Source organism: Sphingomonas sp. MM-1, assembly GCF_000347675.2.
Classification (GTDB): domain Bacteria; phylum Pseudomonadota; class Alphaproteobacteria; order Sphingomonadales; family Sphingomonadaceae; genus Sphingomonas_E; species Sphingomonas_E fennica.
Genome location: NC_020561.1, coordinates 2,970,688 through 2,984,641 on the forward strand (window position 1 = coordinate 2,970,688; position 13,954 = coordinate 2,984,641).

12 protein-coding genes are annotated in these 13,954 nt (G+C 68.0%); 6 read left to right on the plus strand and 6 right to left on the minus strand.

Features of this window, described 5'->3' with window-relative positions; translation table 11 throughout:
* Positions 1 to 15: 15 nt before the first annotated feature.
* Together G432_RS14240 and G432_RS14245 are read right to left on the minus strand one after the other, a co-directional pair.
* Entirely contained in the window at positions 16 to 912 is an 897-nt protein-coding gene (locus G432_RS14240; protein ID WP_015459519.1) for an SDR family NAD(P)-dependent oxidoreductase, read from the minus strand.
* A gap of 16 nt (positions 913 to 928) precedes the next feature.
* Positions 929 to 1,492 (minus strand): FMN-dependent NADH-azoreductase, encoded by a 564-nt coding sequence (locus G432_RS14245; protein WP_015459520.1) that lies wholly within the window; start codon positions 1,490 to 1,492, stop codon positions 929 to 931.
* An 88-nt stretch (positions 1,493 to 1,580) separates the two neighbouring features.
* Here G432_RS14245 and G432_RS14250 point away from each other — a divergent pair, with 88 nt between their 5' ends.
* From G432_RS14250 to G432_RS14260, 3 genes are all read left to right on the plus strand, one after another.
* Positions 1,581 to 1,985, plus strand: a complete 405-nt coding sequence (locus G432_RS14250) for a winged helix-turn-helix transcriptional regulator (protein WP_015459521.1) — start codon at positions 1,581 to 1,583, stop codon at positions 1,983 to 1,985.
* Positions 1,986 to 2,275: 290 nt separating this feature from the next.
* Positions 2,276 to 3,052 carry an META domain-containing protein gene (locus tag G432_RS14255; RefSeq protein WP_015459522.1) on the plus strand — a complete coding sequence of 259 codons (777 nt, stop codon included), beginning with the start codon at positions 2,276 to 2,278 and terminating at the stop codon, positions 3,050 to 3,052.
* Positions 3,053 to 3,141: 89 nt separating this feature from the next.
* Positions 3,142 to 3,963, plus strand: coding sequence for an oxidoreductase (locus tag G432_RS14260; RefSeq protein WP_015459523.1), 822 nt, complete (start codon positions 3,142 to 3,144; stop codon positions 3,961 to 3,963).
* A 2-nt stretch (positions 3,964 to 3,965) separates the two neighbouring features.
* On the opposite strand, the gene G432_RS14265 is transcribed toward G432_RS14260, so the two are convergent.
* From G432_RS14265 to G432_RS14275, 3 genes are read right to left on the minus strand one after another with little or no spacing between them, the layout of a single operon-like run.
* Positions 3,966 to 5,507: a DHA2 family efflux MFS transporter permease subunit gene (locus tag G432_RS14265; RefSeq protein ID WP_015459524.1), complete on the minus strand. Its 1,542-nt coding sequence runs from the start codon at positions 5,505 to 5,507 to the stop codon at positions 3,966 to 3,968.
* A 14-nt stretch (positions 5,508 to 5,521) separates the two neighbouring features.
* The gene (locus G432_RS14270) at positions 5,522 to 6,679 is read right to left on the minus strand and encodes an HlyD family secretion protein (RefSeq protein ID WP_015459525.1); all 1,158 of its coding nucleotides are present in this window, start codon (positions 6,677 to 6,679) and stop codon (positions 5,522 to 5,524) included.
* The gene (locus G432_RS14275; protein ID WP_041864933.1) at positions 6,672 to 8,132 is read right to left on the minus strand and encodes an efflux transporter outer membrane subunit; all 1,461 of its coding nucleotides are present in this window, start codon (positions 8,130 to 8,132) and stop codon (positions 6,672 to 6,674) included. Before G432_RS14275 ends, G432_RS14270 begins: the two co-directional genes overlap by 8 nt.
* 91 nt (positions 8,133 to 8,223) lie before the next feature.
* On the opposite strand from G432_RS14275, the gene G432_RS14280 reads away from it, so the two are divergent.
* Entirely contained in the window at positions 8,224 to 8,853 is a 630-nt protein-coding gene (locus G432_RS14280; RefSeq protein WP_015459527.1) for a TetR/AcrR family transcriptional regulator, read from the plus strand.
* A gap of 19 nt (positions 8,854 to 8,872) precedes the next feature.
* Here G432_RS14280 and G432_RS14285 read toward each other — a convergent pair whose 3' ends face one another.
* A complete protein-coding gene (locus G432_RS14285) occupies positions 8,873 to 10,414 on the minus strand; it encodes an O-antigen ligase family protein (protein ID WP_015459528.1) in 1,542 nt (513 codons plus the stop codon).
* A gap of 245 nt (positions 10,415 to 10,659) precedes the next feature.
* Here G432_RS14285 and G432_RS14290 point away from each other — a divergent pair, with 245 nt between their 5' ends.
* Positions 10,660 to 13,512: a M16 family metallopeptidase gene (locus tag G432_RS14290; RefSeq protein ID WP_015459529.1), complete on the plus strand. Its 2,853-nt coding sequence runs from the start codon at positions 10,660 to 10,662 to the stop codon at positions 13,510 to 13,512.
* Positions 13,513 to 13,594: 82 nt separating this feature from the next.
* On the plus strand, positions 13,595 to 13,897 hold the full coding sequence (locus G432_RS14295) for a hypothetical protein (protein WP_041865436.1): 303 nt from the start codon (positions 13,595 to 13,597) through the stop codon (positions 13,895 to 13,897).
* Positions 13,898 to 13,954 lie beyond the last annotated feature (57 nt).

Consider the following 13,954-nt stretch of genomic DNA (forward strand, 5'->3'; position numbering starts at 1 on the left):
GGCAGCGATTTCATGTCAAAGCCGGGGCGACGAGGCGCCTTCAAGCCACGGCTGCGCCAGCCGTTCCGACGCCGTCATGAAGCGATCGATATGGTCCGGCGTCAGCGCGGCCGTGGGCAGGATCGCGCGGGCCTTGCGATCGAACATCGCGCCGTTGAACCGTTCGAGATCGGGTGAAAGGAGGAGCGGGGCGATCCGGCGCGCATAGCTGTCGGCATCCGGCGCCAGCAGGCCGATCAGGGTTTCGACGATGCGATGGCGCAGGCTGTTCTCGCCCAGCGGGTTGCCGCGGATATCGGTGCGGATCAGCCCCGGATTGAGCCCGAAGCTGCCGATGCCGGGAAAGCGGCGGGCCAGATCGATCACCAGCATCTCGTTGCCGGCGATGGTGTTCTTGTGGGCGCCGAGGGCCGTGTATCGCCGTTCGGCATTGAGATCGCCGGGATCGCCGGCCGCACCCGTGCCGGGATAGCCCATGACGAATATCCGGGGGCGGAACGCGGTATCCCGCCGGTCGCGGCCGAGGCGGGGTGCCAGCGAACGCAGCATGACGAAGCGGTTGAGATAGCTGACCGCCAGGTCGCGCTCTATGCCGTCCGCCGTCATCTGCCGGTGCGGCGCGGCGAAGATGCCGGTGGTGAAGATCAGGATATCGGCATTTTCGGCCGGCAGCTCCTCCGCCACGCGCCGGGCCTCGCCCATCAGGCCGAGATCGGCGGGGACGAAGACGATGTCCGGCCGGTCGGCATCGCGGAACCTCCGCCCGACGACCGTGACATCGGCGCCGTGGGAGGCGAGCAGGCGGCTGATCGCGCGGCCGATGCCGCCCGTGCCGCCCACCACGATCACCCGCTTGCCCGCGATGGCTGCCACGCCGGCCGGGTGCCAGACGATTTTTCTGTCGCGTCGCATCGCGGGCCTCCTGCCGTCAGGCCGCGATCAGGGCCGCCTGATCCAGCGCGGCGGCCATGGCGGCGGTGCGCGTCGCTTCGCTGATGGCAAGGCCTTCGGCGACGATGACTTCCAGCGCGGTGACGCCGATGAAACCGAACACGCTGCGCAGATAGGTTTCGGCATGCTCGGCGGCGGCGGCCGGGGAGCCGGGGCCGTAGAGGCCGCCGCGCGACAGGGCGACGATCACCCGCTTGCCGCCGGCCAGCCCCTCCGGCCCGTTGGCGCCGTAGCGGAAGGTCTGCCCCGCCACGAGGATGCGATCGATCCACGCCTTGAGCTGGCTGGGGATGGTGAAATTATACATGCCCGCGCCGATCACGACGATGTCGGCATCGAGGAATGCCTTGAGATCATCCCCGTCGGCCACCCCCGCGAGATCGGCGAGGTCGAGATGGGCCGGCGGCGCGGCGGCGAGATCGCGATAATCGACGGCGAGGCCCGGATTTTCGGCGCGCAGGCGATCGACGATCGCGGCGGTGAGCGCGCGGCTGGCGGAGCGTTCGCCCTGGATGCTGGAATCGAGGTGGAGCAGGTTCACGATAATCTCCGGTATGGATTTGTGACCTGATCCAGTTATGGAACCCCCTGTGCGCTGCCAAGAACGCAAATCTTTGGGACCTGGTCACATGAATAGGACTGCATCCGCCATCGGGCATCCGGCCAGCGAGCCGCCGCCGGACATCGAGCATCGCGATTGCCGGATGATCAGCGAGATACTGGGCCGGATCGGCGACAAATGGACGGTGCTGGTGGTGATGACGCTGCGCGAGCGGCCCCGCCGCTTCAACGAGCTGAAGCGCGCGGTGGACGGCATTTCGCAGCAGATGCTGGCGCGCACGCTGAAGGCGCTGGAACGCGACGGCATGGTATCGCGCCGCGTGCAGGACAGCGTGCCGCCGCAGGTGGAATATTCGCTGACCGAGCTTGGGACATCCCTGGCCGAGCCGGTGAAGCAGCTTGGCCAGTGGGCCTGGGCGCATCTGGAGCTGATCCGGGGCCATCGCGCCCATTATGACCGTAAGACGGGTTAGGCCGCATTTGGGGGGGAGGATATTCCGCCGGCCTTATTCATCATTCCCGCGAAAGCGGGAGCCATAGGTTAGCGTAGCTGATCCACGGATGCGGTTGGCTCGATTGAGTCGATAGCTCCCGACACAATGGATTCCCGCCTGCGCGGGAATGATGGAGGGGGCGACGCAACGGAAAGGCACATGCCGGCCGGGGCGACGGCCAAGACCCTTTCAGGGGCGGAACAATATCGCGTGGGATGCCGTTCTGCGAAGGCGGGACGTGCCCGTCCGGCGATGTTGGGAGAAGGACCATGAAGGTTCGTATCGGCACCGCGATTGCCCTTTCGCTCATCCTGCTGGCCGGCGGCTGCGCGCCGCAGGCGTGGCCGGCCGGGGCTTCGCCGCCCGATGCGCATGATGCGCGCAATTCGCTGGACTGGGCCGGCGCCTATCGCGGCGTGCTGCCCTGCGCCGATTGCGAGGGGATCGAGACCGTGGTGACGCTGGGCCAGGACGGGCGCTTCCGCGAGGAGGTGAAATATCTGGGCAAGGGAGACGGCAAGGTCCTGACCCGGGAGGGCGCGTTCCAGTGGAACGACGCCGGCAATGTCGTGACGCTGGAAGGCGACGGGCCGGCGCGTTATTTCGTGGGGGAGAACCGGATCACGCGGCTGGCGAGAGACGGTTCCAGGATCACCGGCGGCCTTGCCGATCGCTATGGGCTGGAGAAGATGGCCGGGCACCTGACCGAGACCTACTGGAAACTGGTGGAGCTGAACGGCCGGCCCGTGCCCCGGCTGGAGCGCGAACCCTATCTGATCCTGAAGGCCGAGGGCGGCCGCGTGAACGGCTTTGGCGGGTGCAACAGCTTCAGCGGCTCCTATACGCTGGACGAGGCGGCATCGCGGATCAGCTTCGGGCAGGTCGCCTCCACGATGATGGCCTGCGTGTCGGGCATGGACGTGGAGCAGGCGTTCCACCGAGTGCTCGGGCAGGCCGACAATTATTCGCTGAACGGCGATCATCTTACCCTGAATCGCGCGCGGATGGCGCCGCTGGCGCGGTTCGAGGCGGTCTATCTCCGCTGATCCGGCCGGCAGCGGTGCTTGACGGCGGCCGCCGCCCACGGGCTAACTCCCGCCCCGCCGGATGACGATGGCATCAAGTGGGGGGGAATATGAACGTTGCGACCAAGCCCGTGGCCCTGGTGACGGGCGCGTCTTCCGGCATGGGGCTGGATTTCGCGCTCAGGCTGATCGCGGAAGGCTATACCGTCTATGGCGCGGCCCGTCGGGTCGACCGCATGGGGGGGATCGCGGCGGCAGGCGGGATCGCCATCGCCATGGATGTGACCGACGATGCGACGATGGTGGCGGGCGTCGACCGGATCATTGCCGATCAGGGGCGGATCGACGTGCTCATCAACAATGCCGGCTATGGCCAATATGGCGCGCTGGAGGATGTGCCGATCGCCGAGGCGCGCCGCCAGATGGAAACCAACGTCATCGGGCTGGCGCGGCTGACCCAGCTTTGCCTGCCGCACATGCGGGCACGGCGTTTCGGCAAGATATTCAACATATCCTCGATCGGCGGCCGCTTCGCCCTGCCGCTGGGGGGCTGGTATCACGCCTCCAAGTTCGCGCTGGAAGCCTATTCGGATGCGCTGCGCAACGAGGTGCGCGGCTTCGGCATCGACGTGATCGTGATCGAGCCGGGCGGCATCGAAAGCGAATGGAGCGGCATCGCCACGGCGGAGGCTGAGCGTTATTCGGCGGACGGCGCCTATGCCGCGATGACGAGGCGCTTCGGCGAGCTGCAGGCCCGCATCCGCAAGCAGCCCCCGCCCAGCGTGATCAGCGACCTGATCGTCCGCGCGCTGAAGGCCCGGCGGCCCAGGGCCCGCTATCATGGCGGGCTTTATGCCGGGACGTTCCTGTTCCTGCGCCGCGTGCTGCCGGACCGGCTGTTCGACCGGATGATCATGGCGGCGCTGAAATAGGGTCAATGCGCGGCGCTGGTATCCACATCCTTGCGAGGGCGGGGGCTGAGCCAGATGATCGCGGCGGCGAAGGCGAACATGGCGCTGGCGACCAGGAAGACCTGGGTGGTCGCCAGCGCCTGCGCCTGCTGTTCCACCGACCGTTCGATCAACACGCGGACCTGATCCAGCGAGAAACCCTGGGCGGATAGCGCGTCCGACACCGACTGGGTGTTGAGGCTGGACACGATTTCGCTGCGGGCGACGCGCGTCTTGTCGTCCCAGGCGGTGGCGACGATCGAGGTGCCCACCGCGCCGGACATGGTGCGCAGGAAGCTCAGCAAGCCGGCGGCGGATGCCGTCTCCTCCGGCCTGACCGCGCCGAGCGCCAGGGTCGTCACCGCCACGAAGAAGAAGGGCATGCCGAAGCCCTGCACCATCTGCGGGATGGCGAGCGTCCAGAAATCCGCCTCGGTGGACCAGCCGGCGCGCAGCAGCGACGTCATCCCCAGCCACGCCACGCCGAAGCAGACCAGCGCGCGCGGATCGATCTTGCTGATGAGCTTCGCCACGATCGGCGACATGACGACGGCGGCGACGCCCATGAACGCCATCACATAGCCCGCCTTGGTGGCCGTGTAGCCAAGGCCCACCTGCAGCCATTGCGGGATCACCACGATCGTCGAGAAGAAGGTACCGAAGGCGAAGGCGGTGGTGACGACTGCGGCCGAGAAGCCCCGGTGCCGGAACACGCGGAGATCGACGACGGGGTTCGCCTCCGTCAATTCCCAGATCAGGAAGGCGACGAAGCCGACGGCGGCAATGATCGCGAGCGCGACGATGAAGCTGTCGGAGAACCAGTCATGCTCGCGGCCGAGATCGAGCATGATCTGCAGCGCGCCGATCCACAGGACGAGGAGGGCGAGCCCGATCATGTCGATCGGCACGCGCCGGATCGGCGTTTCGACGACGCGGACCACCAGCATCGCGCCCGCCGCGCAGCCCAGCGCCACCGGGATGTTGATGAAGAAGATCCAGTGCCAGGACCAGTTGTCGCTGATCGTGCCGCCCAGGATCGGCCCGAGGATCGGGGCGACCACCGTCGTCATCGCCCAGATGCCCATGGCCTGGGCGTGCTGTTCCTTGGGGAAGATGCGCAGCAGCAGCGTCTGCGACAGCGGCATCAGCGGGCCGCCGCACAGCCCTTGGCCGACGCGGCAGGCGACCAGCATGGTGAGCGTGGTCGAAACCCCGCAGAGGAAGGAAAAGAGGCCGAAGCCGACCATGCCGAAGGCGAAGGTGCGCACCGCGCCGAAGCGCTGGGCGAGCCACCCCGTCAGCGGCACGCACACCGCCTCCGCCACCGCATAGGAGGTGATGACCCAGGTGCCCTGGCTCGCCGATATGCCGAGGCCGCCGGCGATGTGCGGCACCGAGACGTTGGCGATGGTGGTATCGAGCACCACCATGAAGTTGGTGACCGCCAGCGTGATGCAGGCGATGACGAGGCGGATGCCGTGGAGCGGCTCGGCGCTCTGGCCGGCGGCGGGGGCTGCGGAGGCCATGGCGGACGGCCCCCTCAGCGGTTCGAGATATCGACGTCGACTTCCATCGAAAGCCCGACGCGCAGCGGATGCTCGCGAAGCTCCTTGGGATCGAGCTGGATACGCACCGGCAGGCGCTGCACCACCTTGATCCAGTTGCCGGTGGCGTTCTGGGCCGGGATCAGCGCGAAGGACGATCCGGTGCCGCCGGCCAGGCCCACGACCTTGCCGTGATAGACGACGCCGTCGCCGTAGAGGTCGGACGTCAGCTCCGCCGTCTGGCCAATGCGGACATGTTTGAGCTGGCCTTCCTTGAAATTGGCGTCGACATAGGCCTGATCGACGGGGACGATCATCATCACCACCGTGCCGGCGGCGACCCGCTGGCCGAGCTGGACCTGACGGCGGGTGACGATGCCGTCGATCGGCGCGCGGATCACCGTGCGGGAAAGGTCGAGGCGGGCCTTGTCCAGCTTCGCCTGCGCGGCGCGAACATCGGGATTTGTGCTGACGGTGGTGCCGGCGATGATCGCATCGTTGGCGGCGAGATCGCCGGCGGCGGCGATGCGCGTGGAATTGGCCTGGGCGACGCCGGCCTGCGCGGTTTCCAGATTGGCGCGGGCGGCGGCGAGCGCGTTGGTGGCGCTCGTCAGCTCATCGCCCGAAACGGCGCCGCTGGGGGCGAGCTTCGCCCGGCGATCGAAATCGACCTGCGCCTTGGCGAAGGCGGCGCGGGCGGAGACCAGCTCGGCCTGCGCGCGCTCGATCTCCGCCTGGCGGGCGCGGACCTGCGCGGCGAGTGCCTCGCTGCTGGCCGACGTCCGGCCGAACTGGCGCTGGGCGCGGGCAAGCTCGGCCTCGGCCTCGGCGACGGCGATGCGGGCGTCGCTGTCGTCGAGCCGGACGAGCACGTCGCCGCGCTTCACCGCCTGGGTATCGGACACCGCGACCTCGATCACCTGCGCCGCGATCAGCGGGGTGATCTGCGCGGTCTCGGCGTTCACATAGGCATTGTCGGTGGTGGCATGGCGGCTGCCGATCAGCAGATACCAGGCGCCGTAGCCGACGCCCGCCAGGATGACGACCGCGGCGAGGCCGGTGAGCAGGCGCTTGCGCAGGCCCGGCCGCCCGCCGCTGGGGGCGGCGCCGGTTGCGCGGGGGGCCTGCAGGTCCTGGGGATCGGCCTCAGCCATCGTCATTTTCCTTGGCAATAATATCGTTTGTCGCAAAGCCGCCGCCGAGCGCGCGCACCAGCGCGACATCGAGCGTGAAGGCGCGCGCTTCCAGATCGGCGACGATCCGCCGGTTCAGGAGCACGGCGTCTTCGGCGGAAAGAACGTCGAGGAAGGTGGAAAGACCCCCTTCATAGCGCTGGCGCGCGACCGCATAGGCCTGTTCCGAGCTGGCCAGCGCGCGGCGCGTTTCATCGAGGCGCACGGCCAGCGACCGCTGGCTGGTGACGGCATCGGCGACCTGATGATAGGCCTCCACCACGCTGCCGTCATAGCTGGCGACGGCCTGGTCGTAATCGGCGCGCGCGCCCTTGTAGCGGCCGGCAAGCTCGCCGCCGTGGAAGATCGGCAGGCTGATCGCGGGGCCGACGCTGCCGATGGAGGAGCCGCTCTTCACCAGATTGTCGATGCCGAGCGATTGCAGCCCGATCATCGCCGAGAGATTGACCGCCGGGTAGAAATCCGCCCGCGCCACCTTGATGCGCGCGGCGGCCGCCTCAACCCGCGCGCGGGCGGCGGCGACATCGGGCCGGCGGCCGATGAGATCGGTGGTGACGCCCGGGGGCAGCCCGCGTCCACCCAGAGCCGGCGTGGCGGGCCGCTCGATCGCGAGGCCGCGATCGGGGCCGGCGCCGATCAGCGCCGCCAGACGGTTGCGGGTCAGCGCGATCGCTTCGTCCGTCGCGGCGACATCGGCGCGGGCGGCGGGCACGGCGGCCTCCGCCTGCTTGAGTTCCGCCTGCGTGTCGAGCCCGGTGGCGACGCGGTTGGCGACCAGCGCCAGCGTTTCGCTGCGCACCCGGAGCGCGGATTGCTGCACGTCCCGTTCGGCGAACAGCCGGGCGAGATCGGCATAAGCGGCAGCGATGTTGGTGGAGAGGACAAGACGCGCCTCCTCCAGCTCGATCCGCGCGGCGGCGGCATCCGATGTCGCGGCCCGGAGCGCGGCGCGATTGCGGCCCCACAGATCGAGATCGAGGCCGAGATCGAGCGCGGCGCGGCCATTATCCTGCCAGCCGCGCGGCACGAAGGCGGGCGGGATGCCGTTATTGTAGCTCTGCTTCGCCCAGCCGCCGCTTGCGCTGGCATCGAGCGAGGGGAGGAGAGCGGCGCCGGCCTGCTGGGCGAGCGCATCGGCCTTGCGCAGGCGGGCGGCGGCGGCGGCGAGGTCGGGCGCACCCTTCAGCCCTTCGCCGATCAGCGCGGAAAGCTGGGCATCGCCATAGGCCTGCCACCATCCGGCCTGGGGCCAGGCGGTCTCACCGGCGGCGAAGCTCTGCGTCGCCGCGATCGAGCCGGCCGCCAGCGGACGCGGCGCGGCGCCGAGATCGGGAACCGGCGCGCAGGCAGCCAGCAGCGCCGTTCCGCCAAGCAAGGGCACGGCGCAGGCTGGAAGAAGACGAATCAAGGACATGGATAAAGAACCGTACTGGCTGGTACGGCGCCTTTCCGCCTCTCCATCGCCCTTGTCAATCAAAAACCGTACTCTATAGTACGATTTCACTATGACGGCGGTGACACTCAAAGACCGGCGCGACGCGCGCAGGCAGGACAGGCGGGAGACGATCCTGGCCGTGGCGGCCCGATCCTTCCTGGAAAAGGGCTATGCCGCGACGTCGATGTCGGCCATCGCCGCGACGCTCGGGGGGTCCAAGGGAACCTTGTGGAGCTATTTCCCGTCGAAGGAGGCGCTGTTCGAGGCGGTGCTCGATCACCAGACGGTGGCCTATCGCCGCGATCTTGAGCATGCGCTCGACCTGGCTGGCGACCTGCGGGAAACGCTCACCCGTTTCTGCCGCAATTTCCTGGAGAAGGTGACGTCGCCCGACGCGCTGGCGCTGCACCGGCTGGTGCAGGCCGAGCATCAGCGCTTTCCCGAGGTAGGGCGCATCTTCTACGAACGCGCCCCGCGCGCGACGCAGCGGTTGCTTTCGGCCTATCTGGAACGCTGCATCGCGAACGGCTGGCTGCGGCCGGGCGACTCGCTGCGCATGGCCCGCCGGCTCGTCGGCCTGTGCATATCCGACTGCCACCAGCGCCTGATGTGGGGCGTGGGGCCGGCATCGCTGCCCGAGGCGATCGAAGAGGACGTGGCCGACGCGGTGGAGATATTCATCCGCGCCTATGCGGCCTGAAGGCCCGCCCGCCGGGACATCAATCCCCGGCGGACCGCCGCCAGTTGGGATCGGGCCCGCGCAGCATCGCCGCCAGTGATCCACGCGGGCGCGCGGGGCGGGGAAGCGCCGCGCCGGCCCCCAGGTTGAGCTTGCCGGCATAGATCACCGTCGCGATCGTCATCTCCGTGATGAAGGAGTTGCGCCCGCCGAAGAAGGTGAACAGCAGCATCTGCAGCACCGCCAGGGCCATCGCGAAATAATAGCCCATCGCCTCGTGCATCTGCGGCGTGCGCACGCGGGTGGCGAAGCGGACGGCGATCACGGGAATCGCCGCCAGCGCGCCGATGAACATGACCAGGCCGATCACGCCGGAAACGAGCGCGACATAGATGTAGCTGTTGACGAAATCGATGATCCGCTCGCCCTGGCGCATATCCTCCATATGGCTGGTGAATTCGTCCTGGTTGGTGCCGATGAGCGGATGCTTGGCGATCTCCTCCAGCCCGCGATGGAACAGGCGGACGCGATAGGCGGCGGTGTCCTCGGTATCGCTGCCCGTTTTCGTGGTCTGGGGGGATTCGTTCAGGAACAGCGTGGTCGGCACCGCGATCAGCATGACGGCGAAGACGAGGAGCGCCTTGGCCGTGGCGGGCTTGGCGAAGCGCCTGAACGCTTCCGACGCGATGATCGCGACCGCGAGGCCGAGATGGGCGTTGCGCGACTGGCAGGCGGTGACGCCCACGAAGATCGCCCCGAAAACCGCCAGCCGCGACAGATTGTTCTGGAAGAAGCTGCGGAACTGCCAGGCCACCATCGCGAAGAAGGACAGGCCGAACGCCATCGCCGTCGCCTCGAGGAACGGCCCCGCGGCGCGGAGGAAGCCGTGCCGCCACTTCACCCGGAACCACTGGGCATCCAGGCCGTAGCGGCTCAGCGTCTCGCGGAAGACCACCCAGCCGGTGACCGATTCGAGCGCGACCAGCGCCGACAGCACCATGCCGGCCGAAAGCAGGTAGACGATGAAGGTGCGGAAATCGGATTCGGTGCGCAGCGACCGCGTCACCACATAATAAGGCAGATAGAGATCGAGCAGCTGCTGGGTGGTGACGCGCAGCACGTTGGTGAAGCTGGTGTCGCGCGCCTGCCCGACCACGAAATAGGCGACCAGCAGCAGCGCCACGATATCGGACAGGCGCGCCGGCTTCGCCCGCTTTCCCTGCACGAACAGCATCATGAGCGCGCCGAGGCCGATCGTGTGCGACGGCCCCCAGGGAAACAGCCAGACACCCGCCACCGTGAGATGGGTGTGCATTTCGGGCACGAGCAGCATGGAGATCAGCATCATGCCGCCCAGATGCTCCGGCCGGCGGCACAGCACGGGGACGATGAAGAAGAGGGCGACGGAGGTGAGGATCAGGTTGGGCGACAGGACGAGGATCGACAGCACCGCCGCGCAGACGATCGCCACCTGGGGGATCACCGCCTGCAATTCCTTGCCCTTGAGGCAGACGTGGAGGAAGGCCAGCGCGCCGAGGCTGGCGAACAGCATGTAGGCGAGCTTGATCAGATCGTGGAGCATTAAGCCCGTCTCCCCATGCGGCCCCAAGGAACCCGTCCGCGCCCGTTGATATCGTAACGGCCGGCGGCGTCCAGCCTTCGATGGCGCAAGGCCGGCGGAGCGTGCCGCCATCGTGCGCGGCCGAAAGCGGGGGCTGGACGAAGCGTCGTGCCGTTTCTGCGAACTGCTTTGCACCCGGAACGATCCAGCGATAGGGTGCGGCCATCCCGGCCGGCCCCCGGCCGCCCAATATTGGAAAGCCGCTTATGCCGCGTTTCTTCTCCGGCTCGATCGCCGCGCTCCTCCTCGCAACCACGGCCCCCGCCTTCGCCGCCAAGCCGGCGCCGGTGAGCGCGCTCGTAAAGGCGGTGGACATCCCCTATCAGCAATTCACCCTGGCCAACGGCCTGCGCGTGATCGTGCACGAGGATCGCAAGGCGCCGATCGTGGCCGTATCCGTCTGGTATCACATCGGATCGAAGGACGAGCCCAAGGGCAAGACCGGCTTCGCCCACCTGTTCGAGCATCTGATGTTCAACGGGTCCGAAAACGCCAACATGGATTTCTTCAAGCCGCTGGAGCAGGTGGGCGCCACCGACCTCAACGGCACCACCTGGTTCGACCGGACCAACTATTTCGAGACGGTGCCGACGGGCGCGCTGGAAACGGCGCTGTTCCTGGAATCGGACCGGATGGGCCACCTGCTCGGCGCGATCGACCAGGCGAAGCTCGATAACCAGCGCGGCGTGGTGCAGAACGAGAAGCGGCAGGGCGACAATGAGCCCTACGGCCTGGTCGAATATGCCCAGCTCGCCGCCCTGTTCCCCGACGGGCACCCCTATCGCCATTCCACCATCGGATCGATGGCGGACCTCGACGCGGCGAGCCTGGAGGACGTGAAGAACTGGTTCCGCGCCCATTACGGCCCCAACAATGCCGTGCTGGTGCTGGCCGGCGACATCGACGCGAAGACCGCCAGGCCCCTCGTCGAGAAATGGTTCGGCGATATTCCGCGCGGGCCGGACACGGTGCGCGCGGAGGTGACGGTGCCGACCTTGCCCGCGCCCGTGGACCAGGTGATGAAGGATCGCGTCGCCACCACGCGGATCATGCGGAGCTGGGCGGTGCCGGGCCTCAACGATCCGGAGACGACGCAGCTCCAGATCGCGATGTCGATCCTGGGCGGGCTCGCTTCCTCGCGGCTCGACAATGCGCTGGTGCGGCAGGACAAGACGGCGGTGAGCGTTTCGGCCTCGGTCCAGCCGTTCGAGAAGATATCGATCGTCGAGATTGCGGCCAATGTGAAGCCGGGCGCCGATGCCGCGCAGGTGGCGGCGAAGCTCGATTCGCTGATCGCCGATTTTCTGAAGAACGGCCCAACCGCCGACGAGGTGACGCGCGCCGCCACCCGGGCGATCTCCTCGCAGATCGGCGGGCTGGAATCGGTGGGCGGCTTCAGCGGCAAGGCGGTGACGCTGGCCGAGGGCGAGGTCTATTCCAACGATCCCGCCAAATATAAGCAGGATCTGGCCGAAGCCGCCGCCGCGACGCCCGCGACGGTGGCGGCCGCCACCCGCAAATGGCTGGGCCGGCCGGCCTATCGCCTGACCGTGGAACCGGGCGAGCGCAGCGAGGCGGATATCGCCATCGCCGGCGGCATCCGTGCCGAGCCGCGTTACTATCGCGATCCCAAGCGCGAGGGCGGGGCGGCCGCGCCGGCCGCCTCGATCGCGGCGGTCGACCGCAGCAAGTTCCCCGAGGTGAAGCCGATCGGCGACCTCACCTTCCCGGCGATCGAGCGGACCACCCTATCCAACGGCATGCAGGTGACGCTGGCGCGCCGCACCACCGTGCCGACGGTGCGGGTGTCGATTTCCTTCGACGCGGGCAATGCCGCCGATCCCAAGCAGAAGCTGGGCACGCAGGCGCTGATGCTTTCCCTGCTGGACGAGGGCACCAAGACGCGCAACTCGATCCAGATCGCGGAGGAGCAGGAGCGGCTGGGCGCGGCGATCGCCACCAGCCAGTCGATGGATCGCACCGGCGTCTCGCTGTTCGCGCTCAAGGCCAATCTCGCGCCCTCGCTCGACCTGCTGGCCGATGTGGTGCGCAACCCCGCCTTCGAACCGGCCGAGATCGAGCGCCTGCGCGGGCAGCTCGTCACCTCGATCGCGGCGGAGAATACCCAGCCACGCGGCATCGCCCGCCGGGTGATCCCGGAACTGCTCTACGGCAAGATCCACCCTTATGGCGTGCCGATGTCCGGCAGCGGCACCGAAGCGGGAGTGAAAGCGGTGACGCGGGACGATCTGGTGGCTTTCCACCAGGCGTGGCTGCGCCCCGACAACGGCAAGATCTTCGTGACCGGCGATACCACGCTGGCGGAGATCAAGCCGCTGCTGGAGGCGCGCTTTGGCCAGTGGCAGGCACCGGCCACCCCCAAGGGCGCCAAGCTGTTCCGCATGGACCGCATGGCGCGGCCGGCGCGGATCGTGCTGATCGATCGGCCGCAAAGCCCGCAATCCTACATCATGGCGGGCCAGCTCCTGCCGTTCCGCGGCACGGACGATCCGCTGGCCTTCACCACGGCCAATGAGGTGATCGGCGGCAGCTTCCTCTCGCGGCTCAACATGGACCTGCGCGAGGACAAGGGCTGGGCCTATGGCGCCTTCACCTCCGCTCCGCTGGTCCGCGATACCATGCCCTTCTACGTGATCGCGCCGGTGCAGACCGACCGGACCGGCGATTCGATCGCGGCGGCGATCGGCGACATCAAGACCTTCCTCACCGCCAAGGGCGTGGACGAGGAGGAGCATGACCGCACGATCAGCAACCAGATCCGCTCGCTGCCGGGATCGTTCGAGACGAGCAGCGATCTTCTGGCCGGGCTGGTTTCGCTCGATACGCTGGGTCGGCCGGACGATTATTACACCAGGCTCGCCGATCGCTATCGCGCGATGACCGCCGCGGAGATGGACAAGGCCGCCCGCGAGGCCATCCGCCCCGACGACCTGATCTGGGTGGTGGTGGGCGATGCCGCTAAGGTCCGCCCGCAGCTCGAAAAGCTGAAGGCGCAGGGCATCAACCTGCCGGTGGAGGAAGCCAAGCCCGGCGCCTGATCGCTGCCCAATACGGAGGTTCTTGACGCAAGCGTCAGGCGCCTCCATCCCTGTGCCACCGAATGAACGGAGAGGAATGAACATGGCGAATGTCGACGGACAGTGGGATTGCGTGACCAAGACGCCGATGGGCGAGCAGAAGTCCGTCTTCACGGTGGTCAGCAACGGCGACACCTTCACCGGCAGCAATGCCGGGCCGATGGGATCGCTGGACGTGGTCGACGGCAAGGTCGACGGTGACACGCTGAGCTGGAAGATGGAGCTCAAGGTGCCGATGGCGATGACGATGGACGCCACCGCGACCGTCGACGGCGACACGCTGACCGGCACCATCAAGCTGGGCGCGTTCGGCGTCGCCCCGATGACGGGCACGCGCAAGGCCTGAACCGACGTAGCCCGGCCCTCGCGGCCGGGCGAACCTCCCTCCTGAGGGAGGGGAATG